Genomic DNA, 20,675 nt, shown 5'->3' with positions numbered 1-20,675 from the left:
CCGGTCGCCGCGGGACCCTTCCCGCGTCGATTTCCGGAATCGCGGGTACCTGCCTCCGGCGGGCCGTTCACCCGCTATCTTCGGCGAATGGATCGTGGTGATCTGATCGCTGACCGTTACCGGCTGGTAGAGCAGATCGGGCGGGGCGGCATGGGCGTCGTGTGGCTGGCCACGGACACCACGCTGCGCCGGCCGGTGGCGCTCAAGATCGGCGTCTCGGCGGGCGAACCCGTCGCCGGCGCCCGGCTGGCTCACCCGAACGTGATCGCCGCGTACGACCTGGTCAAGACCGACGACGGCCGCGACTGCCTGGTCATGGAGTACCTGCCGTCCCGCAGCCTGCGGCAGCTCCGCGAGGACGACGGCCCGCTGCCGCCGCGGGAGGCGGCCGCCATCGGCACGCAGATCGCCGCCGCGCTCGCGCACCTGCACGACCTGAACATGACCCACCGCGACGTCACCCCGGCGAACGTCCTGGTGACCGCGGACCGCACCGCCAAGCTCACCGACTTCGGCATCGCCACCTGGGCCAGCGACACCCAGGTCGAAGACCCGAAAACGGGTGGGGGCACGCCCGGGTTCCAAGCGCCCGAAGTCGTCCGCGGCAACCGGGCGACCGCCGCGGCCGACGTGTTCTCCCTGGGCATGACGATCAGGTACGCGGTCGAGGGCCACCCCGCGCCCGAAGCCGCACTCGGCGTCTTGCTGGCCAAGCTCACCGACAGCGACCCCGACGCCCGGCCCACGGCGGAGACCGCCGGGCAGCGGTTCGAGGCGCTGGCGAAATCCCCGGTCCGACGGCGGTGGCGGCTGGTCGCGGCCGGTGTCGTCGTGCTCGCCCTGGTGGGGGCCTTGGTGGCCTGGCTGACGATCCGTGACGACGCCCCGCCGGTCACCGCGGCGCCCGCTCCCGCGCACGAGTCGATCATGGGTGATCCCCGCACCGCCGACCCGTGTTCCCTGACCTACGCCAACGCGCTCTCCAGCTACGGCGTGGTCGAAACCTCGCACGACTACGGCAACTTCAACCGCTGCGACGCGCTGGTCTACCTGACCAAGGAGCGGCGCGACCACGTCGACGTCAGCGTCGAGTTCGCGATCGACGAGCAAGACGAGGCCACGCCGGTGCAGCAAGTCGGGGCCGTCGGGATCCAGCGCCCGCCCGCCGAAGACGACGGCTGCACCCGGATTCTGCTGCTGCCCGGCTACCAGGTCGTCATCGACGCCGACCTGACCGGCACTGGGAAGGTCGACCTGTGCGGGATGGCCGAGGCGATCACCAGCAGCGCGCTGGTCTCCCTGAACTCCGGCCGGATCGCCCGCCGCACGCTCGACGCCGGGTCGCTCGCCGGCGAGAACGCGTGCGCGCTGCTCGACGCCCCGGTCGTCACGGCAGCGCTCGGCCCCGGCCCGCTGAACCAGGTCCGCTCGTTCGGCGACTGGGAATGCCAGTGGAGCTTCACCGACCGGTCGGGCGTCGCGAAGGTGGTCTTCGACCGGACGATCGCCGAAAACTTCGCCGCCTCCGGCAGCACCCCGATCCGGGTCGGCCGCTTCGACGCCCGGGTGCTGCCGCAGGGGCGCAGCGACACCGACTGCGAGGTTGCCATCGTCTACCGCAGCTACGTCGAGGACACCAAGCCCCGCGTCGACGAGCTGGTCCTGGTCGACGTGGAAGACAGCGAGAAGCAGCCGGAGCAGCTGTGCGAACCCGCGCGTCGCCTGGCGGACACCGTGGCGCAACGGCTGTCCCGCTGACGGCCGGGAGGGGTCCCGCGGGTGCCGGGGGACCATGGCCGGGTACGGCAGGCAGTGGCGGCAGGAGGACGGATGGGCGGGACACGGATGGACGCGCGGCAGTACGAGCACCTGCGCCGCGGGGTGACCGACCCGGTGCCGGGCTCCCTCTTCGCGCTGGCCCTCTCGCAGGGCGTCACCCTGGAGCCGGCGCCGGGGCGGCAGCTGCGGTTCGGCCGCAACCGGCCGCAGGTGGACCTGTGCCTCGGCGAGGACGACCTCCGGGTCAGCCGCCAGACGGGCGTGATCAGCCACCGCGACGGTGGCTGGCAGGTGACCAACACGGGCCGCCTGCCCATCCGGCTGCCCGGTGACCAGTGGCTGTTCCCCGGGCACGACCCGCTCCCGCTGGTGCCCGGCTACACGCCGATGTTCGTGCGCGGCACCCGCGGCCGGGAGCACATGATGGAGGTGTACGTGATCGGCCCGGACGGCGCGTGCCCGCCGTCGTTGTTCGACGCCGTCACGCAGCCGCCCAAGCGGTACTGGCTGACCCCGGACGAGAAGCTGGTGCTCGTCGTGCTGGGCCAGCGCTACCTGGCCCAGGAGGCGTTCGCCCAGCCGCTCGGCAGGCGGCAGGTCGCCGAGGAAATGGCGGAGCTGCAGCCCGACGCCGACTGGAGCGACCGCCGCGTCGAGCGCGTGCTCGCCGCGGTCCGGCAGCGCCTGCACCAGGACGGCGTTCCCGGCCTGACGAAGGAAGAGCTGGTCGAGCCGATCGGCAACATGCTCAACCACAACCTGGTCCAGGCGCTGATGAGCACGTCGACGCTGGTCCCGGCCGACCTGAGTCTGCTCGACGGCTGGGACTGAGAGCCCAAGTCGGCCGATACCCGCGGGCCGGGGAACCGGGCCCCGGGGACCCCGAGGCGGCACTTTCAGTACGAAAGTTACCTCTCCAGGACCGGCAGGCACCGATCTCGGCGCAGGGTCGCCGCGCGGATGGCGCCCGCCCGGGACGGGGCCCGCGCCGATCAGCCGCCGACGTGGATGCCCGGGCGGCGGGACGGGTCCTTCTCCGCACTGCGGATGATCTCGCGGACCACCGGTGCCGTGTCGCCGCGGCCGAGGATGAGGTAGCGGAACAGGTGGCCGAGGGGGTTGCCCTCCGCCCACTCGAAGTGGCACTGGGGCCGGACGCCCGTCACGTCCCGCAGAGTCAGCAGGATCGCCGCGATCGCGTTCGGCGCCGCGGGGCTGTCGGCCCGGAGGATCCGGTACCCGTCGACCTCGACGCCGCGCACCCGCAGCACGTTGCTGAACTCCGACGGGTCGACGACGTCGATCTCGAGGAAGAGGACGTCGGACGCGCCCGGCACCGGGTTCATCTCGCGCTGCTCGGCCTCCTTGGCCGAGTACTCCGCGAGGTCGCCGCCCTGGCGGCGGTTGGCGATGATGTGCAGGGCGCCGTCGACGGCCAGAGAGTCCGTGATGAACCGGTGCGCGTCTTCGTCGAACTCGATCCGGTCCGCGCGCAGCTCGGTCGTGCGCGTGACCCGGGAAACCAGGGAGACCACGACGATCCCGAGGATGAACAGGGCCGAGATGGCGATGCCGTCCGGCTTCTCGATGACGTTCTCGGCGAGCGCGTACAGCAGGACGAGCGTCAGCACGATGAACCCGGTCGCCGCGCCGCGGCGGCGCCGCTTGACCGCGGAGATGCTGACCGCGACGGCGCCGGAGACCATCATGGCGAGGATCCCGGTCGCGTACGCCCCGGCCTGGGCGTTGACGTCGGCGCCGAACGCGATCGTGATGAGGATGCTGATCGTCGTGTAGACGAGCACGACCGGCCGGACGGCCCGGCCCCACTCCGGCGCCATGCCGTAGGAGGGCAGGTAGCGCGGCACGATGTTGATCAGGCCCGCCATCGCCGAGGCGCCGGCGAACCACAGGATGAGGACGCTGCTGACGTCGTAGACGGTGCCGAAGACCTCGCCGAGCTCGCGGTGGGCGAGGTAGGCCATGGCGCGGCCGTTGGCCTGGCCGCCTTCGGCGAACGCGTCGGCCGGGATCAGCACGGTGGTGATGAAGCTGGTCGCGATCAGGAACACGGACATGATGAGCGCGGCGGCGGTCAGCAGCTTGCGCGTGTTGCGGACGCGGGAGGCCAGCCGCTCCTCGTCGGTCTTCCCGTCGGCGGCGACCAGCGGCATCATGCTGACGCCGGTCTCGAACCCGGAAAGGCCCAGCACCAGCGCCGGGAACGCGATGACGGCCGGGCCGAGCACGCCGGTGAACCCGCCGCCGCCCGCGGTCAGCGCGTCGGCCCAGCGGGACAGCTCCGCGGGGGCGTCGAGCAGGTCGATCACGCCCGCCACCGTGACGACGGCGTTGAGCAGCAGGAAGATCGCCACGAGCGGGATGGCGACCCCGACCGCCTCGCTGAAGCCGAGCAGGAACACCCCGCCGAGGATGAGCAGCAGCACCACGGTGATCAGGACGGCGTGGCCGTGCAGGAAGCCCGGCAGGTACGGGTTCTCGAGCATGTGCACGCTGGCGTCGGCCGAGGAGAGGGTGATCGTGATGATCCACGAGGTGGCGACGAACCCGAGCAGGGTGAGGACGAACAGCTTGCCGCGCCAGAACGGCAGGAGGTCCTCCAGCATCGCGACCGAGCCCTGGCCGTGCGGGCTTTCGTGGGCGACCCGCCGGTACATCGGCAGCATCCCCAGCAGCGTCAGCGCGACGATCAGCAGGGTGGCCAGCGGCGAGAGGGCCCCGGCGGCGAGCGCGGCGATCCCGGGCAGGTAGGAGAGCGTGGAGAAGTAGTCGACGCCGGTGAGGCACATGACCTTCCACCACGCCTGCGGCTTCGTGTGCTGTTCCCCGGCTTCCGGGCCGACCGGGGCGACCCGGTGTTCGAGCAGCCAGCGGGTCAGGCCGGAGGCCGGTGGTTTCGGCGGCACCGGGCTGTCGACGCTCGCCGGAACGCTCGTTTCGGGCACCGCGGCCATGCTCATCCCCTCGTCGCCGGACCTGCCGGGCACCAGCATGCCCGATGCCCGCCGGCCCGGCTCGCAGGACCGGCCGTCCGGCGACGAGGAGACGGCCGCGGCCCCGCCGGCGGGGAACTCACCGTGGCGGCGCGGGTTTCGGCCGGGAATGACCAGGGCCGAGCTGGGGCCGAGTGCCGGTCCGGTCAACGCAACTCCAGGTGGATTCCGCCCGCGGACCTGGGGGCGTGCCTGCGGATCAGCTCGACGATCTCATCGAACAGCGTCGGGCCCTCGCCACGCTCGGCGCTCGCGATCCTGGCCCGCATGGCCGACCGGTTCGACGGGTGGCAGGTGCGGCCGAAGCCGCCGCCGAGGATGTCGTTGAAGGCGTCCAGGTTGCCTTGCCACCGGTAGTCGTCGAGCAGTCGCGAAAACTCGCGGGCAAACCCTTCGAAGTCGGCGAAGCGGGCGCCGTCGATGGTCCGCACCGGGAGGTCAGCGCTGGCGTCGGTCATGTGACCCACCTTACTCGGATACCCCCTGGGGGTAGTTGCGCGACGGACTCGCGACGGCTTAACCTCGGCCCATCAGATACCCCCTAGGGGTAACAACTGGAGGGATGGCCGCCATGGTCGACACCGAATCCAAGCGATGGTGGGCCCTGGGCCTCATCGCGCTGGCCCAGTTCATGGTCATCATGGACACCTCGATCATCGGGGTCGCGCTCCCCGAAATGCAGCAGGACCTCGGCTTCTCGCCCGGCGGCCTGTCGTGGGTGTTCAACGCCTACGTCATCGCGCTCGGCGGGCTGCTGCTCCTCGGCGGGCGGCTGTCCGACCTGTTCGGGGCGCGGCGGCTCTTCACCCTCGGCTGGGTGGTCACGCTCGGCGGCTCGGTCGTCGCGGCGCTCGCGGGCACGGCCTGGGTCGAACTGCTGGGACGCGTGCTCCAGGGCGCCGGCGCCGCGCTCATCGCACCGTCCGCGCTCACGCTGCTGATGGTGCTGTTCGGTTCACGGCCGCGGGAGCTGGCGAAAGCGCTTGCGCTCTACGGTGCCGCCGCTCCGGCGGGCGGGACGGCCGGGGTGTTCCTCGGCGGCGTGATCACCGAATGGCTTTCCTGGCCGTGGATCTTCTGGCTGTACGTGCCGATTTCGCTCGTCGCGATCCTGGCGACCGGTCGCGTGATGCCCGCGGTGCCCGGCAAGCGCGGCTCGGTCGACGTCCTCGGCGCCGCGACCGTGACGGCCGGCCTCGCCGTGACCGTGTTCGCCGTGGTCCGGGCGCCGCAGGTGGGCTGGGGTGCCTTCGAGACGCTCGGGCCGCTGGCCGGTGGTCTCCTCCTGCTCGCCCTGTTCGTCGTGGTCCAGCGGGTCCGGCGGGTGCCGCTCGTGCGGCTGGGGATCTTCCGCACGCCCGACCTCGGCGGCGCGAACCTCGCGCAGTTCCTGCTCGGCGCCGCGTGGATCCCGATGTGGTACTTCCTCAACCTCTACCTGCAGCAGGTGCTCGGCTACGGCGCCTTCGCCAGTGGTGCCGCCCTGCTGCCGATGACCGTGCTGATCGTCGTGCTCATGGTCGCCGTCGCGCCGAAGCTGATCGCCAAGCTGGGGGTGAAGACCATGGTCGTCGGCGGGTTGTGGGCGCTGGCCGTCGGCCTGGTGTGGTTGTCGTTCGCGCGTCCGACCGGCTCCTTCGTCGTCGACGTCCTGCCGGCGTCCCTGGTCGCGGCACTCGGGCAGGCGCTGGCCTTCATCCCCTCGCTCGGGACGGCCATCTCCAGCGCGAAACCCGAGGAAGGCGGCCTCGCGGCCGGGATCGTCAACACGGCCTACCAGGTCGGGTCCGCGCTGGGCCTGGCCGCGATGACCGCGGTCGGGCTGTCCTTCGGCGCCGGACGGCACGGCGACCCGGTCGTGCTCACCGGTGGCTTCTCGGCGGCGTTCCTGGGCGCCGCGGGCATCGCCCTGGTCGGCGGGTTCTTCGCCATGGCCACCCTGCGCTTGCACACCCATACCCCCTAGGGGTACGGTCGCCTTGTGAACGGCTACAGCGGCGACAAGGACGCCTTCCTCCAGCGGATGCGCCGCGTCGAAGGTCAGGTCCGCGGCATCGCCAAGATGATCGAAGACGACAAGTACTGCATCGACGTGCTGACGCAGGTCTCGGCGGCGACCAAGGCACTGGAAGCCGTCGCGCTGGGCCTGCTCGACGAGCACCTGCGGCACTGCGTCGCCGACGCCGCGGCCGAAGGCGGCGAGGTCGCCGCCACGAAGGTCGCCGAGGCCAGCGCGGCCATCGCGCGCCTCGTCAAGTCCTGAACCAGCACCCGAACCACCCGAGGAGACCGTGATGAGCGAGACCACCTACACCGTCACCGGCATGACCTGCGGGCACTGCGTGGCCTCGGTCCGCGAGGAGGTCGGCGCGATCGACGGCGTCACCGACGTCGCGGTCGACCTGCCCACCGGGGCCGTCACCGTCACCAGCGCCGAGCCGATCGACGCCGCGCGGGTCCGCGCGGCCGTCGAGGAGGCCGGTTACCAGCTCGCCGGCTGACCGCCGGCCCTCGACCGAGGGAAGTCACCATGAACACCCCAGCACGGCTCGCCGTCTTCGGCGGCGCACTCGTCCTCCTCGCGGCCGGTGGTTTCGCCGTGGGCAACGCCGCCGGTCCCGTCTCGGCCGCGACGAGCGAAACCGCCGACCACGGTGAAGGCCACGACACCGCCATGCCCGGCCACGCCGGCATGGCCGCGGCCGACGCCCTGCCCGGCGGGCTCGCCTCCAGCAAGGACGGCTACACCTTCACCGTCGCCGACCCCACCCCGGAACCCGGCCGGTTCTCCTTCACGATCACCGGCCCGGACGGCAAGCCCGTCACCGCGTTCGACGTCGAGCACGAGAAGCGGCTGCACCTGATCGTGGTCCGCCGCGACACGGCGGGTTTCCAGCACGTCCACCCGGACCTGGCGCCGGACGGCACGTGGAGCGTCCCGCTCACCCTGCCCGCCGCCGGTTCGTACCGCGCGTTCGCCGACTTCGCGCCCACGGGCGGGAAGCCGATGACGCTCGGGGCCGACTTGTCGGTCGCCGGGGACTACCAGCCGGCGGCCTACGCACCGAGCCGCACCGCCCGGGTCGACGGCTACACCGTCGAACTGGCCGGGGACCTGACGGCCGGGAAGACGTCGCCCCTTACGCTGACGGTCAGCCGTGACGGCGTGCCGGTCACCGACCTGCAGCCCTACCTGGGCGCCTACGGGCACCTGGTCGCGCTGCGCGAAGGCGACCTCGCTTACCTCCACGTCCACCCGGATGGCGAGCCGGGTGACGGGAAGACGGCCGCCGGGCCGCAGGTGAGGTTCGCCGCCGAAGTCCCCAGCGCGGGGACCTACCGGTTGTTCCTCGACTTCCGCCACGGCGACGTCGTGCGGACCGCCGAGTTCACCCTCACCACCGCCGGAACCCCCTCGCCGGAGCCCACGCACGGCCACGGCCACTGATGCGGAAGGAGACGATCATGCTGAGCACCGAGATCGAACTCGCGATCGGTGGCATGACCTGCGCGTCGTGCGCCAACCGCATCGAGCGCAAGCTCAACAAGCTCGACGGGGTCACGGCTTCGGTCAATTACGCGACGGAGAAGGCGCGCGTGCAGGCGCCCGAGGGCGTCGACCCGGCCACGCTGGTGGCGACGGTCGAAGCCGCCGGGTACAGCGCGACCCTGCCCCAGCCGGAGAAGCCGGAGCAGCCGGAGACCGAGGACGATCCCACGAGGCCGTTGCGGCAGCGGCTGATCACCAGCGCGGTGCTCGCCGTGCCGGTGATCCTGCTCGCGATGGTCCCCGCCCTGCAGTTCACGTACTGGCAGTGGATTTCGCTGACGCTGGCCGCGCCGGTCGTCACCTGGGGCGCCTGGCCGTTCCACCGGGCGGCGTGGACGAACCTCCGGCACGGCGCGGCCACCATGGACACCCTGGTGTCGGTCGGCGTGCTCGCCGCCTCCCTGTGGTCGTTGTGGGCCCTGCTGTTCGGGACCGCGGGCACGCCGGGCATGGTGCACCCGTTCGAGCTGACGATCGCGCCGTCCGACGGCGCGGGCAACCTGTACCTCGAGGTCGCCGCCGGCGTGACCACGTTCATCCTCGCCGGCCGCTACTTCGAGGCGCGGTCCAAGCGCCGCGCGGGTGCCGCGCTGCGGGCCCTGCTGGAGCTGGGCGCCAAGGAGGTCGCGGTCCTCCGGGGCGGCGCCGAAGTGCGGATCCCGACGGCGGAGCTGGCGGTGGGGGACCGGTTCGTCGTGCGGCCCGGTGAGAAGATCGCCACCGACGGCGTGGTCGAGGACGGCAAGTCCGCGGTCGACGCGTCGATGCTGACCGGCGAGTCGGTGCCGGTCGAGGTCGCCGAGGGCGACGCGGTGACCGGGGCGACGGTCAACGCGGGCGGGCGGCTGGTCGTGCGGGCCACCCGCGTCGGGTCGGACACGCAGCTGGCGCAGATGGCCAAGCTCGTCGAGGACGCGCAAAGCGGCAAGGCCGACGTCCAGCGCCTGGCCGACCGCGTGTCCGGGGTGTTCGTGCCGATCGTGATCGGTCTGGCGGTCGCGACGCTCGGCTTCTGGCTGGGCGCCGGGGTCGGCGCGGCGGCGGCGTTCACCGCCGCGGTGGCGGTGCTGATCATCGCCTGCCCGTGCGCGCTCGGACTGGCCACGCCGACGGCGCTGCTCGTCGGGACCGGCCGCGGCGCCCAGCTCGGCGTGCTGATCAAGGGGCCGGAGGTGCTGGAGTCGACCCGCCGCGTCGACACCGTCGTGCTCGACAAGACCGGCACGGTCACCGCCGGCCGGATGACGCTGGTGGCCGCGCACCCGGCCGAGGGCGTCGACGAGACGGAGCTGCTGCGGCTGGCCGGTGCCCTCGAGGACGCCTCGGAGCACCCGATCGCGACGGCGATCGCCCGCGGGGCCCGTGAGCGGGCCGGGGAACTGCCGGTGGTCGAGGAGTTCACGAACGTGGAAGGCCTTGGCGTACAAGGAGTCGTCGACGGTCACGCCGTCCTCATCGGACGGTCGGCGTTGCTGGCGGATTGGAGCCAGCCGCTGCCGGACGACCTCGCCGCCGCGAAGGCCGCGGCGGAGGACCGCGGCCACACGGCGGTGGCGGTGGCCTGGGACGGCGCGGCCCGCGGGGTGCTGGTGGTCGCGGACACGGTCAAGCCGACGTCGGCCGAGGCGATCGCGCAGCTGCGCGGACTCGGCTTGACGCCGGTGCTGCTGACCGGCGACAACGAAGCGGTCGCGCGGTCGGTGGCGGCGGAGGTCGGCATCGACGAGGTGATCGCGGAGGTGCTGCCGGCGGACAAGCTCGACGTCGTCAAGCGGCTGCAGGACGAGGGCCGGATCGTCGCGATGGTCGGGGACGGCGTGAACGACGCCCCGGCACTGGCGCAGGCCGACCTCGGGCTGGCCATGGGCACCGGAACGGACGTCGCGATCGAGGCGAGCGACATCACCCTGGTCCGCGGCGACCTGCGCGCGGTGGCCGACGCGATCCGCCTGTCGCGCCGGACGTTGCGGACGATCAAGGGCAACCTGTTCTGGGCGTTCGCGTACAACCTGGCGGCGCTCCCGCTGGCCGCGGCGGGGCTGCTGAACCCGATGATCGCGGGCGCGGCGATGGCGTTCAGCTCGGTGTTCGTGGTCGGGAACAGCTTGAGGCTGCGCGGGTTCACCTCGCGCGCGACGGCCTGACCGGCTCGCGGGCCGGGGCACCTGCTCGGGTGCCCCGGCCCGCGATCGGGTCAGCGGGCGAGCAGGCCCCGCATTTCGGTGATCTCCGCCTGCTGGGCGCCGATGATCTTTCCGGCAAGGGCCTTCGTGTCGGCGTTGCCGCCCTTCGCGAGTTCGGTCCGGGCCATGTCCACCGCGCCCTGGTGGTGCTCGATCATCATGTCCAGCCACGTCCTGTCGAACTCGGCGCCCTTGACGGTCTCGAGCTTCCGCAGGCCGGCGTCGGACATCATGCCGGGCATCGACCCGCTCATGCCCGGCATCGACTCGTGGGTCATCCCGGCGCCCCAGGCCGTCAGCCAGTCGCGCATCTGCCGGATTTCGGGGTCCTGGGCCTTTTCGATCCGGCTCGCGAGGTCGAGGACCTTCGGGTCGGTGCTGCGTGACGGGACGAGTTTCGCCATGTCGAGCGCCTGGTTGTGGTGCGGGATCATCTGCTGGGCGAACGCGACATCGTCGGCGTTGTGGTCGGCGTTGCCGCCGCAGGCGCCGAGAAGCACGGCGGAGACGACGGCGATGGCGCCGACGAGGAACTTTGCGCGCATGACAAATCCTTCTCTGTGCTGAGGGGTTGATCGACGGGACCGGGTGGCGCCGGGTCGATCAGGTGCGCGACACGCACAGAGAGGTCAGGAGGCTTCGGCCGGGTCTGCCGGGCGGACGCCCGCGCCGCGGCGGGCCGCGGAGACCGGCCGGCCCGGGGAGCGTCGTGGCGAGCCACGAGATCCCCAGGAAGGCGGCGAGGGCCATAAGGAGGGCGCCGGCGGCGCACAGCACGGCCAGGCAGAGGTGCAGCACGTCGTGCGCCCCGCCCGGCATGCCCGGGTGGTGTTCGCCGGTCGCGCCCGGAGCCATGTCCGCCGGTCCGGGGCCGGCGACGACGTGCACCGCGGTCTCCGCGGCGCCTGGCATGCCTGAGGCCGGGCTGACGTGGTGCATCGCGGCCGCCCCCACGGCCAGCGCGCACAGCAGGAGAACCTGTCGCACCTTGGCGAGCCGCTCCGCCGTCACGAAGTCACGGTACCAACGGGGGACGCCGCGGCCGGGGGTGAACCACTCGGCTGGGCGCTGTCGGCTCGTGGAGATCGTTGCGTAGGCTGGGCGGTGCCCCGGACCTCGACGCCTGATCCGAACTTCGACCGAGCGAGGCGACGCCATGGGCACGGCCGACGGCACCGAACCCGGCGCGGATCACGGCCACCCGGCGCGCCATGACGGCGGCTTTCCGACGGGGTGGCGGGTCCGCTACCGCGGGCGCCGACCGGTGGCCGGGTTCCGGCTGACGCGGGAATGCATCGGGACCATCGCCGGTCCCAGCCTGCGTGACGAGCACACGGGCACGACGTGGGTGCCGGTCCGGCCCTACCGCGCGGCCCCGCGGACGCGGTCGAGGCTGGTGCGGGCGACCGACATCCTCGACGCCCGCCCGCCGGGGGCATCCGAGCCCGCTCCCGCACCGGCCGTGGACGCCGACGAAGGCCGCTCAGTGGTCGTCGAGCTGCCCCGGCGGGACCCCGGCGACCACCCGGGGTGAGCATCCCGCGGGGTCACCGGTGGGCGCGGCGCCCGGACGGGTCGTGTGCCCGCGAGTTCGCGGCCTGCCGACGTCGCGGCCCGGGGTCGGCCGTCCCCTCCGAGGACGGCGCCGGGGTGTAGGCGGGCTGGCGGAACAGGCTGCCGTAGCGGTCGTCCTGGGGCGTGGTGCTCGTCGCGGACCGGGGTTCTTCGGCGACGGGGTGGCTGAACAGCGCACCGTCCACAGTGGAAGTGGTGATCAGGGGTTCCTTTCGTGGGTGCCGGCGGCCGCGGCGCCACCACGCGTCGTCGGCGTCTGGCCGTGGACGTGGTTCGCCTGCCGGGGCGGGGGAAGAGAGTGTTCGGGTTCGGCGGCGTGCCGGACCGGGGCCGAGGACGGCGCGGGCTCGGCCACTCGCGCACGAAATGCTCTCGGACACCCCCAGTCTACACGACAGTCGCGCCGGGGGGTGCCGAGGCCGGGTCGGGGCCCCGAGGAATCCTTTTCGGACAGTACACAAAGGACTGGTGTCCCGCGCTGCGGACGAGCGAACCGGACAACCGCGTTGGCGGATCGAGGGCGGCCTGGTAGGACTGACCCAGGACGACCGGCGTCCCCGGGTGAGGAGGTGCGGCATGGCGGTGCTCGAGGACGTTCGCGCACTCGGCTCCGAGCTGGAGCGCTCGTACCCGGTCTACGTGCGGGGCCGGTTGAAGTTCCGGGTCAAGCAGATCGTCTACGTCGCCTTTTCCCTCGACGAGACGGTGATGGAGTTCGCGTTCCCGAAGGAGGAGCGGGCCGCGCTCGTGGCGGGTGAGCCGGCGAAGTTCCGGCTGCCCGCGGAGTCGGACCTGCGGTTCAACTGGGTCCGCGCGGAGCTCGCCGCCCTGGAGCCCGCCGAGGCCCGTGAGCTGGTCGTGGACGCGTGGCGGATGGTCGTCCCCCGGAAGGTCGCCGCCGCCTACGACCTCGCCCATCCCGGTGGTCCGGGATGACCGAGCCCGGGATCCGGGCCGTGGACCTCTCCGACGGCTGCACCGCCTGCTACGCCGAGGCCGACCTGGCCCTGCTCGCCGGTGACGTCGCCGCCGTGCCGGACGAGCTCGTCGTGTCGGCGCTTTCGGAGCCCTCGGACCACTGGAAGCCCGAGCAGTGGCGGTTCCTGTTCCGCCGGTTCACGCCGCGGCTGCCTGCCCTGGTCCGTGCCGGGGCGCACGACGAAGCCCTGCTGCTGCGCGGGTTCGGCCGGTGGTTCGCCGACCTGGCGAGCTGGCCCGCGGACGAGCGCCGGGAGGTCGAAGCCGTCCTGGCGGACGTCCTGCGGGAGGCGCTGGCGACCCGCCCGGCCGACGACGTCGTGCGGCTGCTCGGCGGTCTCGCCTGCGTCGACGACGACATCCGGCCGTGGCTGGCGCGCCTCGACGCGAACCAGGCCGAGGCCGGGATCGTCCGGCTCGCGTCGCACTGGGCCGTCAGCCTGCTCTGGGGCGAGGACGACTGGTTCGCGTGGTGGTACCCGGACGACCCGGTGACGCCCGTCCGCGAATGGACGCTGAGCGCGCGGCCCGTCGTGGCGGCGTTCGCCGCCCGGCACCCGGACTGCAAGACGGCCCGGGACGGCTTGATCGCCTACGACCGGCTGGCCCGCGGCATGGAGAGTCCCTGGTTCTACCCCGGCCGTCCCGGGCTGCCGCTCGCCTGATTCATCGATCCGGCAGCTGAATCCCAGCGAATCCCTGCGTTGGACGCGCGAGCACCGGCGGCCGAATACTCGAGCCATGCCCGCTCAAGTGTTCCCCGGAGGCCGGGACGAGCCCGACGACGAAGCGTCCGACCTCGTCCGGCTGCTCCGCCAGTTCGGCATCCGCGCCCTCGTGCTGGCCGCGGTCGCCGGGCTCGCGGGGTTCAGCATGGTGGCGCTCGCGTTCGCTGTCGCGGGTTTCAGCCTGCTCTTCGCCCGGGTGCGCTAGTGTCGCGCGTCGCAAGTCGTTTGACGGCCGGGACGCTGTCAACGAACCTCGGACGCGCGACACTGGGCGGGCTCAGCCGAGCAGGTGGGTCAGCAGTGCCCGCGCCGCCGGGTTCGCCGGTTTCGGGCCGCGGCCGGCGAGGTGGATCGCCCGGCTGAAGCCCGGCCCTTCGAATCGCGCGAAGGGCAAGCCCGACTTCTCGGCCACCGGCTGCGGGACGATCGAGACGCCGAGGCCCGCCGCCACCAAATCGACCAGCAGCGGCATGTGCGTCGCCTCGCAGACGCGGTTCTGGCGGACCCCCGCGTCGGCGAAGCGGCGGGCCGCCGTCGACTGGATGCCGCTTCCGCTGAAGTCGATGAACGGCTCGTCGGCCAGTTCGGCGAGCCGGACCCGGCGGCGGCGTTCCAGGCGGTGTCCCGGGTGGCAGAGCAGGACCAGGTGCTGCGTCCACCGCGCGAAGCTCACCAACTCCGCCGGCAGCGGCTCCTCACCGGCCAGGAACGACAGGTCCAGCTCACCGTTCCCGACCCGCGACAGCAGGTCCGGCACCGTGCTTTCGCGCACCTGGATCCGGACGCCCGGGTAGCGCACGCGGAATTCGCCGAGCCGGGCGGGCAGGTCCACGACCGTCAGCGTCTGGATGGTCCCGATCGACACCCGCCCGCGCGTCAGCCCCGCCACGGCCGCGACCTCGCCTCGCGCCGCCACGACGTCGGCCGTGATCCGGTGCGCCAGCGGCAGCAGCGCCCGGCCCGCCTCGGTCAGCGCGACCCGGCGCGTGGTGCGGTCGAACAACGGCGCGCCCAGTTCGCGTTCGAGCTTCCGGATCGACGCGCTCAGCGCCGACTGCACCACGTGCACGTCCTGCGCGGCCGCCGTGAAGCTCCCGCTCCGCACCACCGCGAGGAAGTGCTCGACCTGCCTCAGCTCCATCCGCGAACTCTAGTGGCGCTCAGGGTTCGCCGCGGTCCTTCCCCTTGCCCTTGTCCTTGCCCTTCCCGGTGTCCTTGACCACGGCGGGACCGCCTTCGGACGCGGGCCGCTCGGCGGCGACCGGCGGTGCCGGGTCCGCTCGGCGCGACGAAGCGGCCACGGCGTCGGACGCCGGGGGTGGCGTGGCGGACGTGGGAGCCGTGGTCGACGTGGCGGGCGGTTGGGCCGCGGGCAGCCCGGCCGGGGCGTCGACGGGCACGTCCGGACGGGCCAGGGCCACCCCGAGCACGGCCGCCGCGGCGACCGTCGCCAGGCCCGCGGTCACCGCCAGCGGGCGGCGGCGCTGCTGCGCGGGAACGACCGGGGCGGGGGACTCGCGCAGCAGCCGCGGGATCTCTTCCGCGGTGGGGCGGTCGGCGGGGTCGAGCGCGGTCATCAGGGTCAAGGTGTGCGCGAGCGGCTCCGGCAGCCCGTCGGGCATCCGCGGCGGCCGGTGCAGCCGCGCCATCGCCGATTCGGCGAGCGTGCCCGGGTACTCGAGCTCCGCGGTCAGGCACTCCAGCAGGATCAGGCCGAGCGCGTAGACGTCGGCGGCGGGCCCGGCCTCCTGGCCGGTGACCTGCTCCGGCGCCAGGTACGCGGCCGTGCCGGTGACCAGGCCGGTGCCGGTGATGTGGGTGGCGTCGAGCTCGTGCGCGATGCCGAAGTCGCTGATCAGCGGGCCGTCCGGGCCGAGCAGGACGTTGGCGGGCTTGAGGTCGCGGTGCACGACGCGGTGGGCGTGGACGTGGGCGAGCGCGTCCGCGAGCTGGACGGCCAGTTCGGTGACCGCGTCCGCGCTCAGCGGCCCGGCGAGCAGGTGCTCGGCGAGGTTCGGCCCGTCGACCAGCTGCATGACCAGGTACGACCGGCCCGCGTCGGTGCCGCTGTCGTACAGCGCGACCACCCGCGGGTGGTCGATCGCGGCCTGCAGCGTCCGTTCCCGGGTCCGGCGCAGCAGTTCCACGGCCGCGACCCGGTGGTCGTAGAGCTTGATGGCGACCGCCCGCCCCAGCCGCCGGTCGAGGGCCCGGTGGACCCGCGCGGTGGCGCCGGTGCCGATCAGCGCGCCGACGCGGTAGCGGCCGGCGACCAGGGCCGAGGCCCACGGCGTCACGCCCGAGGCGTCCAGCGAGAACCGCGGCGACGTCGGGTCGTCGCCGTCAGCCCGCTCGTTCTCCATCCCACGTCCCCCATCCGGTCGGTGACGCCGCCGGGTACCCCGGGAGAACCGACCGGCAAACCTGGCCGGCGGAGCCGTCGCGCGACCCCGCCGGCCCGGCGAGTCACACCAGCGACGCCGTCAGGCCGCCGTCGAGGACGTAGTGGCTGCCGGTGATCCACGAGGCCCGGTCCGAGGCCAGGAACGCCGTCACCTCGGCGATGTCCTGCGGGGTGCCCAGCCGCCCTTGCTTGGCCGCGACCAGGTCGCCGAACGGGACCTGCGTCGCCGCCTCGAAGTCGGGGACCAGCCGCTCCACCATCGCGGTGTCCGCGAAACCGGGGCAGACCGCGTTGACGCGGACTCCCGTGGGCCGCATCTCCACCGCCGCGACGCGGGTGAGCTGGATGACCGCCGCCTTCGTCGCGCAGTAGGAGCCCAGCAGGGGGCTGCCGCCGATGCCCGCGATCGAGGCGATGTTGACGATGTTGCCCTTGGCCTCGACCAGGTGCGGGATCGCCGCCTTCATCGTCACGAACGTGCCGCGGACGTTGACCGCGAAGATCTTGTCGAAGCTCTCGGTGGACTGCTGCAGCAGCGGCGACGACACCTCGATCCCCGCGTTGTTGACCAGGACGTCGAGGCCGCCGAGGAGGTCGACCGCCTGCTGGACCGCGGCCTGCACCTGACCCTCGTCGGTGACGTCGCAGTTCGCGACGCCCGCCGCGCCGATCTCGTCGGCGGCCTGCTTGGCCGCGTCCGCGTTCAGGTCGCTGATCACCACGCGGGCGCCGCGTTCGGTGAACAGCGCCGCGATCGCCTTGCCGATCCCCGCGCCCGATCCGGTGACGAAGACGCGCTTTCCCTCGAGTTCGGACATGGTGGTTCCTCTCACATCGCTTCGATCTTGGGCAGGATTTCTTCCTTCAGGCGCTTCATGTCGTCGAGTGTCTTCGCGACCGGCACGTCCTGGAAGGGCGGCCACAGGAACGGCATCGTCAGCCCGGCTTCCTTGTACCGCTTGAGCTGGTCGGTGAGCTGCCGTTCCGAGCCGACGAGCAGGTTGGTGCCCTTGCCGAGGAACGACTGGTCCATGTCCTCGTCGGTGATGACGAACCAGATCATGCTGGAGATCTCGAGGTCGTCGACCGAGCGCGGGGTGTCGAGGGCTTCGAGCTCGCGCTGGATTTCGGTGCGCCACTTCTTGATGTCGTCCGGCGAGTCCTGGATGCCGATCCAGCCGGACAGGTTGTACTTCGCGATCCGGCTCGCCGAGCGCTTGGCGTCCTTGAGCCCGCTGAAGAAGATCGGCGGGTGCGGCTTCTGCACCGGCTTGGCACCGAACCCGCTGCGCTGGAAGTCGGCGAACTCGCCGTGGTACTCGAACAGGTCGTTGGTCCAGATGCCCTGCATGATCTCCAGGGTTTCGCGGACGTGCTTGTGCCGCTTGGGAAAGATGTGCGACGCGCTCGCCGCGGCGAACTCCTCGGGCATCCAGCCGGACCCGACGGCGACGTTGAGCCTGCCGTTCGCGAGGTGGTCGATGGTCGCCAGCTCCGCGGCGAGGACGCCGGGGGAGCGGTACGGCGTGTCGATGATGCTCATCCCGATGCGCACCTTCGACGTCTTCGCCGCGAGCCACGGGATCAGCGGCATGCCCTGCAGGAACTCGCCGCGCGAGCTCACCGGGAGGCCCTTGGGGAAGCCCTCGATCATGCCGAAGGCGTACTGCATCTCCTGGGTGTCGGAGGTCTCCGGGACGATGATCCGGTCGAGCGTCCAGACCGAGTCGAAGTCGAGGTCCTCGGCCAGCGCGGTGAGGTCCTCGAGTTCCCGCACGGTCACCTTGTCGCGGAAGTTGGGCAGGTAGAGCGCGAGTTTCATGGTGTTCCCTTTCAGCGGGCGGTGAGGGTCGTGCGGATCTCGGCTTTGAGGACCTTGCCGACGGTCGAGCGCGGCAGTTCGGGCCAGACTTCGATCTGCTTGGGCGCCTTGACGCTGCCGATGCGGTCCTTGACGAACGCGATGAGCTCGCCGGTGTCCAGGTCGGCGCCGGGTCTCAGCTGGACGACGGCGGTGACGCGTTCGCCCCACTTGTCGTCGGGCAGGCCGATCACGGCGCAGTCGCGGACCGCGTCGTGGGCCATCACGGCCTGTTCGACTTCGGCGGAGTAGACGTTGAAGCCGCCGGTGATCACCATGTCCTTGGCGCGGTCGACGATGTGCAGGAAGCCTTCGCCGTCGAGGAACCCGATGTCGCCGGTGTGGTGCCAGCCGTGGGCGGAGGCCTCGGCGGTGGCTTCGGGGTTGCGGTAGTAGCCGGCCATCACCAGCGAGCCGCGCACGCAGATCTCGCCGCGTTCCCCTTGCGGCACGGGCTTTCCGGCCGCGTCGAGGATCGCCACCGTGACCAGCGGTGAAGGCCGCCCGGCCGACGACAAACGTCCGGTGTGGACGGTGCCGTCGGGTCGCCGGTGCTCGGCGGGCGACATCGTCGAGATCATCATCGGCGCCTCGGACTGGCCGAACAGCTGTGCCATCGGCCCGATCCGGTCGAGGGCCTCGGCCAGCCGGGTCGTCGACATGGGGGCCGCGCCGTACCAGAAGCACTGCAGGGACGACAGGTCCGTGCGGTCGAGGGCTTCGTGGCCGAGGACGAGGTAGATCAGCGTCGGCGGCAGGAACGTGTGGGTGACGCGGTGGCGTTCGACCAGCTCGAGGAACCGGCCGACGTCGGGCTTGGCCATGATCACGACCTCGCCGCCGCGGGCGAGCACCGGGAAGCACAGGACGCCGGCCGCGTGGGTCAGCGGGGCCAGCGCCAGGTACACCGGCCGTCCCTCGAAGGGGTAGCTCATCAGCGTGATCGCCGACATCACCTCGAGGTTGCGGTCGGTGAGCATGACGCCCTTGGGGCGCCCGGTGGTGCCGCCGGTGCCGACCAGCGCGACCACGTCGCCGGGCTGGGCGGCTTCGGCGGGCGGATCGTCGAGGGCGGCGTCGAGCCAGTCGTCGAAGCCGGTGGCGAGGTCGTCGCCGTCGCCGAGCCGGACGAGCGTGGTCAGCTTCGGCAGCTTGGGGGCGATCGCGGCGACGAGCTCGTCGAAGGCGGGCTGGAAGACCAGGGTGGTGCAGTCGAACAGGTCGAGCAGCTCCGCGTTTTCGCCCGCGGCGTTCCGCGGGTTGATCGGGCACCACACGGCGCCGGCGCGAGAGATGCCGAAGACGCAGGTGAACGCGGTCGGGTCGTTGGCCGAGAGGATGCCGACCTTGTCCCCGGGGGCGACGCCGGAGCGGCGCAACGCGCGGGCGACGGCCTCGGCGAGCTCGACGACCTCGCCGTAGGAGCGGGAGACCCCGTCGAGGGTCAGGCAGGGCGCCCCGGGGTCCAGGGAGGCGCCTTTTTCCAGGTAGAAGAACAGAGACATCGTCGTCCCTCCCGAACTTCGCCGGCGGCTGGTGACGACCATGGCCGCCGTTTGGACGAATGTCAAGAATTTCTTGGACGATTGGTCAGAGAACGACCCGGTGGTATGTTCGGCCGCGTGACCAGCGCAGCCGTGAAGCGCCGCACCCCGGCCGACAAGTTCGAGGCGCGCCGCCAGGAACTCGCCGACGCGGCGCTGCTGGCGTTGGCCGACCTCGGCTACGCCCGCACCAGCCTGCGCACGATCGCCGAGCACACGAAGTTCTCCCACGGGCTGCTGCACTACTACTTCGCCGACAAGGTCGAGCTGATCACGTACTGCGTGCGCCGCTACAAGGCGGCGTGCGTCCAGCGCTACGAGGGCGGCGTCGGCGAGGCGGCGACGCCGGAAGAGCTGGCGACGGCCTGCGCGGACGGGCTCGCGGTCGCGCTGGGCGAGGCCCCGCTGATGCACCGGATGTGGTACGACCTGCGCACGCAGTCGCTGTACGAAGAGGCGTTCCGCGACGACGTCGCCGAGATCGACGACAGCCTCCAGGACATGATCTGGCGCAACGTGAGCGCGTACGCCGAGCTGGCGGGCGCCGAGCCGACGTGCACCCCGGCCGAGGCGTACGCCCTGTTCGACGGGTTGTTCCAGCAGGCGCTGCTCAAGCACCTCGCGGGCGTGGAAGCGGCATTGGACGACCTGCGGCGCGGAGTCCGCGAGCTGTTTCCCCGCCTGGTCGGCTGAGCGCGCCCACCTCCGTGTCAGTGGACGCGGATGATGTTGACTGTCGGCCATGTCGCACCCGGAAACCCCCACTCCCCAGCCGATCGCCGCGCACCCCCGCCGCGGGCACGGGCTGCTGGCCTTCGCGATCCTCGTCGCCGGGATCGGCGGTGGCCTGCTCGCTTGGCACCCCTGGGACAAGGGCCCCGCGCCCGCGCCGCCGAAGGACCCGCAGCACATCACCATCCAGAAGGTCGGCGAGCAGAGCGACCCCACGGACTCCGGCTCGGACCGGCCGGTCTACTGCCTGACCAACGAGACCGGCGGCCTGTACTGCCTGGTGATGCCCGGCCGCTACACCGGAATCCAGGAGGACCGGCGCTAGCC

The 20,675-nt window shown here is 72.2% G+C and carries 23 protein-coding genes; 13 read left to right on the top strand and 10 right to left on the bottom strand.

Annotation, left to right across the window (positions count from 1 at the left end; all coding sequences use genetic code 11):
* The first annotated feature begins 87 nt into the window (after nucleotides 1–87).
* Entirely contained in the window at nucleotides 88–1,758 is a 1,671-nt protein-coding gene (locus tag QP939_RS45905; protein ID WP_285453119.1) for a serine/threonine-protein kinase, read from the top strand.
* Between the two features lie 72 nt (nucleotides 1,759–1,830).
* The gene (locus tag QP939_RS45900) at nucleotides 1,831–2,610 is read left to right on the top strand and encodes an FHA domain-containing protein (RefSeq protein WP_285453118.1); all 780 of its coding nucleotides are present in this window, start codon (nucleotides 1,831–1,833) and stop codon (nucleotides 2,608–2,610) included.
* A gap of 161 nt (nucleotides 2,611–2,771) precedes the next feature.
* Here QP939_RS45900 and QP939_RS45895 read toward each other — a convergent pair whose 3' ends face one another.
* Nucleotides 2,772–4,754: an APC family permease gene (locus QP939_RS45895; protein WP_285459998.1), complete on the bottom strand. Its 1,983-nt coding sequence runs from the start codon at nucleotides 4,752–4,754 to the stop codon at nucleotides 2,772–2,774.
* A 185-nt stretch (nucleotides 4,755–4,939) separates the two neighbouring features.
* Nucleotides 4,940–5,251, bottom strand: a complete 312-nt coding sequence (locus QP939_RS45890; protein WP_285453117.1) for a barstar family protein — start codon at nucleotides 5,249–5,251, stop codon at nucleotides 4,940–4,942.
* A 104-nt stretch (nucleotides 5,252–5,355) separates the two neighbouring features.
* Here QP939_RS45890 and QP939_RS45885 point away from each other — a divergent pair, with 104 nt between their 5' ends.
* The 5 genes from QP939_RS45885 to QP939_RS45865 are packed head-to-tail and all read left to right on the top strand — an operon-like array spanning nucleotide 5,356 to nucleotide 10,487.
* Entirely contained in the window at nucleotides 5,356–6,759 is a 1,404-nt protein-coding gene (locus QP939_RS45885) for an MFS transporter (RefSeq protein WP_434219610.1), read from the top strand.
* A gap of 15 nt (nucleotides 6,760–6,774) precedes the next feature.
* On the top strand, nucleotides 6,775–7,056 hold the full coding sequence (locus QP939_RS45880; RefSeq protein WP_285453115.1) for a metal-sensitive transcriptional regulator: 282 nt from the start codon (nucleotides 6,775–6,777) through the stop codon (nucleotides 7,054–7,056).
* 31 nt (nucleotides 7,057–7,087) lie between these two features.
* Nucleotides 7,088–7,294 carry a heavy-metal-associated domain-containing protein gene (locus QP939_RS45875; protein WP_285453114.1) on the top strand — a complete coding sequence of 69 codons (207 nt, stop codon included), beginning with the start codon at nucleotides 7,088–7,090 and terminating at the stop codon, nucleotides 7,292–7,294.
* Between the two features lie 29 nt (nucleotides 7,295–7,323).
* A complete protein-coding gene (locus QP939_RS45870) occupies nucleotides 7,324–8,241 on the top strand; it encodes a DUF8832 domain-containing protein (RefSeq protein ID WP_285453113.1) in 918 nt (305 codons plus the stop codon).
* 17 nt (nucleotides 8,242–8,258) lie between these two features.
* Nucleotides 8,259–10,487, top strand: coding sequence for a heavy metal translocating P-type ATPase (locus QP939_RS45865; protein ID WP_285453112.1), 2,229 nt, complete (start codon nucleotides 8,259–8,261; stop codon nucleotides 10,485–10,487).
* Between the two features lie 50 nt (nucleotides 10,488–10,537).
* Here QP939_RS45865 and QP939_RS45860 read toward each other — a convergent pair whose 3' ends face one another.
* Nucleotides 10,538–11,071, bottom strand: a complete 534-nt coding sequence (locus tag QP939_RS45860; protein ID WP_285453111.1) for a DUF305 domain-containing protein — start codon at nucleotides 11,069–11,071, stop codon at nucleotides 10,538–10,540.
* Nucleotides 11,072–11,129: 58 nt separating this feature from the next.
* Complete coding sequence (locus QP939_RS45855; protein ID WP_285453110.1) at nucleotides 11,130–11,537, bottom strand: hypothetical protein; 408 nt, start codon at nucleotides 11,535–11,537, stop codon at nucleotides 11,130–11,132.
* A 145-nt stretch (nucleotides 11,538–11,682) separates the two neighbouring features.
* Between QP939_RS45855 and QP939_RS45850 the strand changes: the two genes are divergently transcribed.
* Nucleotides 11,683–12,060, top strand: coding sequence for a hypothetical protein (locus QP939_RS45850; RefSeq protein ID WP_285453109.1), 378 nt, complete (start codon nucleotides 11,683–11,685; stop codon nucleotides 12,058–12,060).
* A gap of 13 nt (nucleotides 12,061–12,073) precedes the next feature.
* On the opposite strand, the gene QP939_RS45845 is transcribed toward QP939_RS45850, so the two are convergent.
* Nucleotides 12,074–12,286 carry a hypothetical protein gene (locus tag QP939_RS45845; protein WP_285453108.1) on the bottom strand — a complete coding sequence of 71 codons (213 nt, stop codon included), beginning with the start codon at nucleotides 12,284–12,286 and terminating at the stop codon, nucleotides 12,074–12,076.
* A gap of 391 nt (nucleotides 12,287–12,677) precedes the next feature.
* Here QP939_RS45845 and QP939_RS45840 point away from each other — a divergent pair, with 391 nt between their 5' ends.
* The 3 genes from QP939_RS45840 to QP939_RS45830 all read left to right on the top strand — a co-directional run bounded on the left by QP939_RS45840 (nucleotide 12,678) and on the right by QP939_RS45830 (nucleotide 14,012).
* Complete coding sequence (locus QP939_RS45840; protein ID WP_285453107.1) at nucleotides 12,678–13,037, top strand: MmcQ/YjbR family DNA-binding protein; 360 nt, start codon at nucleotides 12,678–12,680, stop codon at nucleotides 13,035–13,037.
* Nucleotides 13,034–13,744 (top strand): hypothetical protein, encoded by a 711-nt coding sequence (locus QP939_RS45835; RefSeq protein ID WP_285453106.1) that lies wholly within the window; start codon nucleotides 13,034–13,036, stop codon nucleotides 13,742–13,744. The genes QP939_RS45840 and QP939_RS45835 overlap by 4 nt, the downstream gene beginning before the upstream one ends.
* Before the next feature lie 76 nt (nucleotides 13,745–13,820).
* Nucleotides 13,821–14,012, top strand: coding sequence for a hypothetical protein (locus tag QP939_RS45830; protein WP_285453105.1), 192 nt, complete (start codon nucleotides 13,821–13,823; stop codon nucleotides 14,010–14,012).
* A gap of 72 nt (nucleotides 14,013–14,084) precedes the next feature.
* On the opposite strand, the gene QP939_RS45825 is transcribed toward QP939_RS45830, so the two are convergent.
* The 5 genes from QP939_RS45825 to QP939_RS45805 form a co-directional block, all read right to left on the bottom strand.
* Nucleotides 14,085–14,948: a LysR family transcriptional regulator gene (locus tag QP939_RS45825; RefSeq protein WP_285453104.1), complete on the bottom strand. Its 864-nt coding sequence runs from the start codon at nucleotides 14,946–14,948 to the stop codon at nucleotides 14,085–14,087.
* Between the two features lie 19 nt (nucleotides 14,949–14,967).
* On the bottom strand, nucleotides 14,968–16,170 hold the full coding sequence (locus tag QP939_RS45820; protein WP_285453103.1) for a serine/threonine-protein kinase: 1,203 nt from the start codon (nucleotides 16,168–16,170) through the stop codon (nucleotides 14,968–14,970).
* A 103-nt stretch (nucleotides 16,171–16,273) separates the two neighbouring features.
* On the bottom strand, nucleotides 16,274–17,029 hold the full coding sequence (locus QP939_RS45815; protein ID WP_285453102.1) for an SDR family NAD(P)-dependent oxidoreductase: 756 nt from the start codon (nucleotides 17,027–17,029) through the stop codon (nucleotides 16,274–16,276).
* 11 nt (nucleotides 17,030–17,040) lie between these two features.
* Nucleotides 17,041–18,033 carry an LLM class flavin-dependent oxidoreductase gene (locus QP939_RS45810; RefSeq protein ID WP_285453101.1) on the bottom strand — a complete coding sequence of 331 codons (993 nt, stop codon included), beginning with the start codon at nucleotides 18,031–18,033 and terminating at the stop codon, nucleotides 17,041–17,043.
* An 11-nt stretch (nucleotides 18,034–18,044) separates the two neighbouring features.
* A complete protein-coding gene (locus QP939_RS45805; protein ID WP_285453100.1) occupies nucleotides 18,045–19,577 on the bottom strand; it encodes an acyl-CoA synthetase in 1,533 nt (510 codons plus the stop codon).
* A gap of 117 nt (nucleotides 19,578–19,694) precedes the next feature.
* Here QP939_RS45805 and QP939_RS45800 point away from each other — a divergent pair, with 117 nt between their 5' ends.
* Nucleotides 19,695–20,309: a TetR family transcriptional regulator gene (locus QP939_RS45800; protein WP_285453099.1), complete on the top strand. Its 615-nt coding sequence runs from the start codon at nucleotides 19,695–19,697 to the stop codon at nucleotides 20,307–20,309.
* A gap of 49 nt (nucleotides 20,310–20,358) precedes the next feature.
* Complete coding sequence (locus QP939_RS45795; protein ID WP_285453098.1) at nucleotides 20,359–20,673, top strand: hypothetical protein; 315 nt, start codon at nucleotides 20,359–20,361, stop codon at nucleotides 20,671–20,673.
* Nucleotides 20,674–20,675: the final 2 nt, after the last annotated feature.

The sequence above is a fragment of the Amycolatopsis nalaikhensis genome (assembly GCF_030264295.1).
Taxonomy (GTDB): Bacteria; Actinomycetota; Actinomycetes; order Mycobacteriales; family Pseudonocardiaceae; genus Amycolatopsis; species Amycolatopsis nalaikhensis.
The sequence above is the reverse complement of the archived record's forward strand: the minus strand, read 5'-3'. Positions and strand labels throughout refer to the sequence as shown.

Bases quoted from the DNA above. Each gene is read 5' to 3' on its own strand.
- QP939_RS45905 (WP_285453119.1), top strand. From the start codon at position 88: ATGGATCGTGGTGATCTGATCGCTGACCGTTACCGGCTGGTAGAGCAG.
- QP939_RS45900 (WP_285453118.1), top strand. From the start codon at position 1,831: ATGGGCGGGACACGGATGGACGCGCGGCAGTACGAGCACCTGCGCCGC.
- QP939_RS45895 (WP_285459998.1), bottom strand. From the start codon at position 4,754: ATGGCCGCGGTGCCCGAAACGAGCGTTCCGGCGAGCGTCGACAGCCCG.
- QP939_RS45890 (WP_285453117.1), bottom strand. From the start codon at position 5,251: ATGACCGACGCCAGCGCTGACCTCCCGGTGCGGACCATCGACGGCGCC.
- QP939_RS45885 (WP_434219610.1), top strand. From the start codon at position 5,356: ATGGCCGCCATGGTCGACACCGAATCCAAGCGATGGTGGGCCCTGGGC.
- QP939_RS45875 (WP_285453114.1), top strand. From the start codon at position 7,088: ATGAGCGAGACCACCTACACCGTCACCGGCATGACCTGCGGGCACTGC.
- QP939_RS45870 (WP_285453113.1), top strand. From the start codon at position 7,324: ATGAACACCCCAGCACGGCTCGCCGTCTTCGGCGGCGCACTCGTCCTC.
- QP939_RS45865 (WP_285453112.1), top strand. From the start codon at position 8,259: ATGCTGAGCACCGAGATCGAACTCGCGATCGGTGGCATGACCTGCGCG.
- QP939_RS45860 (WP_285453111.1), bottom strand. From the start codon at position 11,071: ATGCGCGCAAAGTTCCTCGTCGGCGCCATCGCCGTCGTCTCCGCCGTG.
- QP939_RS45850 (WP_285453109.1), top strand. From the start codon at position 11,683: ATGGGCACGGCCGACGGCACCGAACCCGGCGCGGATCACGGCCACCCG.
- QP939_RS45840 (WP_285453107.1), top strand. From the start codon at position 12,678: ATGGCGGTGCTCGAGGACGTTCGCGCACTCGGCTCCGAGCTGGAGCGC.
- QP939_RS45835 (WP_285453106.1), top strand. From the start codon at position 13,034: ATGACCGAGCCCGGGATCCGGGCCGTGGACCTCTCCGACGGCTGCACC.
- QP939_RS45830 (WP_285453105.1), top strand. From the start codon at position 13,821: ATGCCCGCTCAAGTGTTCCCCGGAGGCCGGGACGAGCCCGACGACGAA.
- QP939_RS45825 (WP_285453104.1), bottom strand. From the start codon at position 14,948: ATGGAGCTGAGGCAGGTCGAGCACTTCCTCGCGGTGGTGCGGAGCGGG.
- QP939_RS45820 (WP_285453103.1), bottom strand. From the start codon at position 16,170: ATGGAGAACGAGCGGGCTGACGGCGACGACCCGACGTCGCCGCGGTTC.
- QP939_RS45815 (WP_285453102.1), bottom strand. From the start codon at position 17,029: ATGTCCGAACTCGAGGGAAAGCGCGTCTTCGTCACCGGATCGGGCGCG.
- QP939_RS45810 (WP_285453101.1), bottom strand. From the start codon at position 18,033: ATGAAACTCGCGCTCTACCTGCCCAACTTCCGCGACAAGGTGACCGTG.
- QP939_RS45805 (WP_285453100.1), bottom strand. From the start codon at position 19,577: ATGTCTCTGTTCTTCTACCTGGAAAAAGGCGCCTCCCTGGACCCCGGG.
- QP939_RS45795 (WP_285453098.1), top strand. From the start codon at position 20,359: ATGTCGCACCCGGAAACCCCCACTCCCCAGCCGATCGCCGCGCACCCC.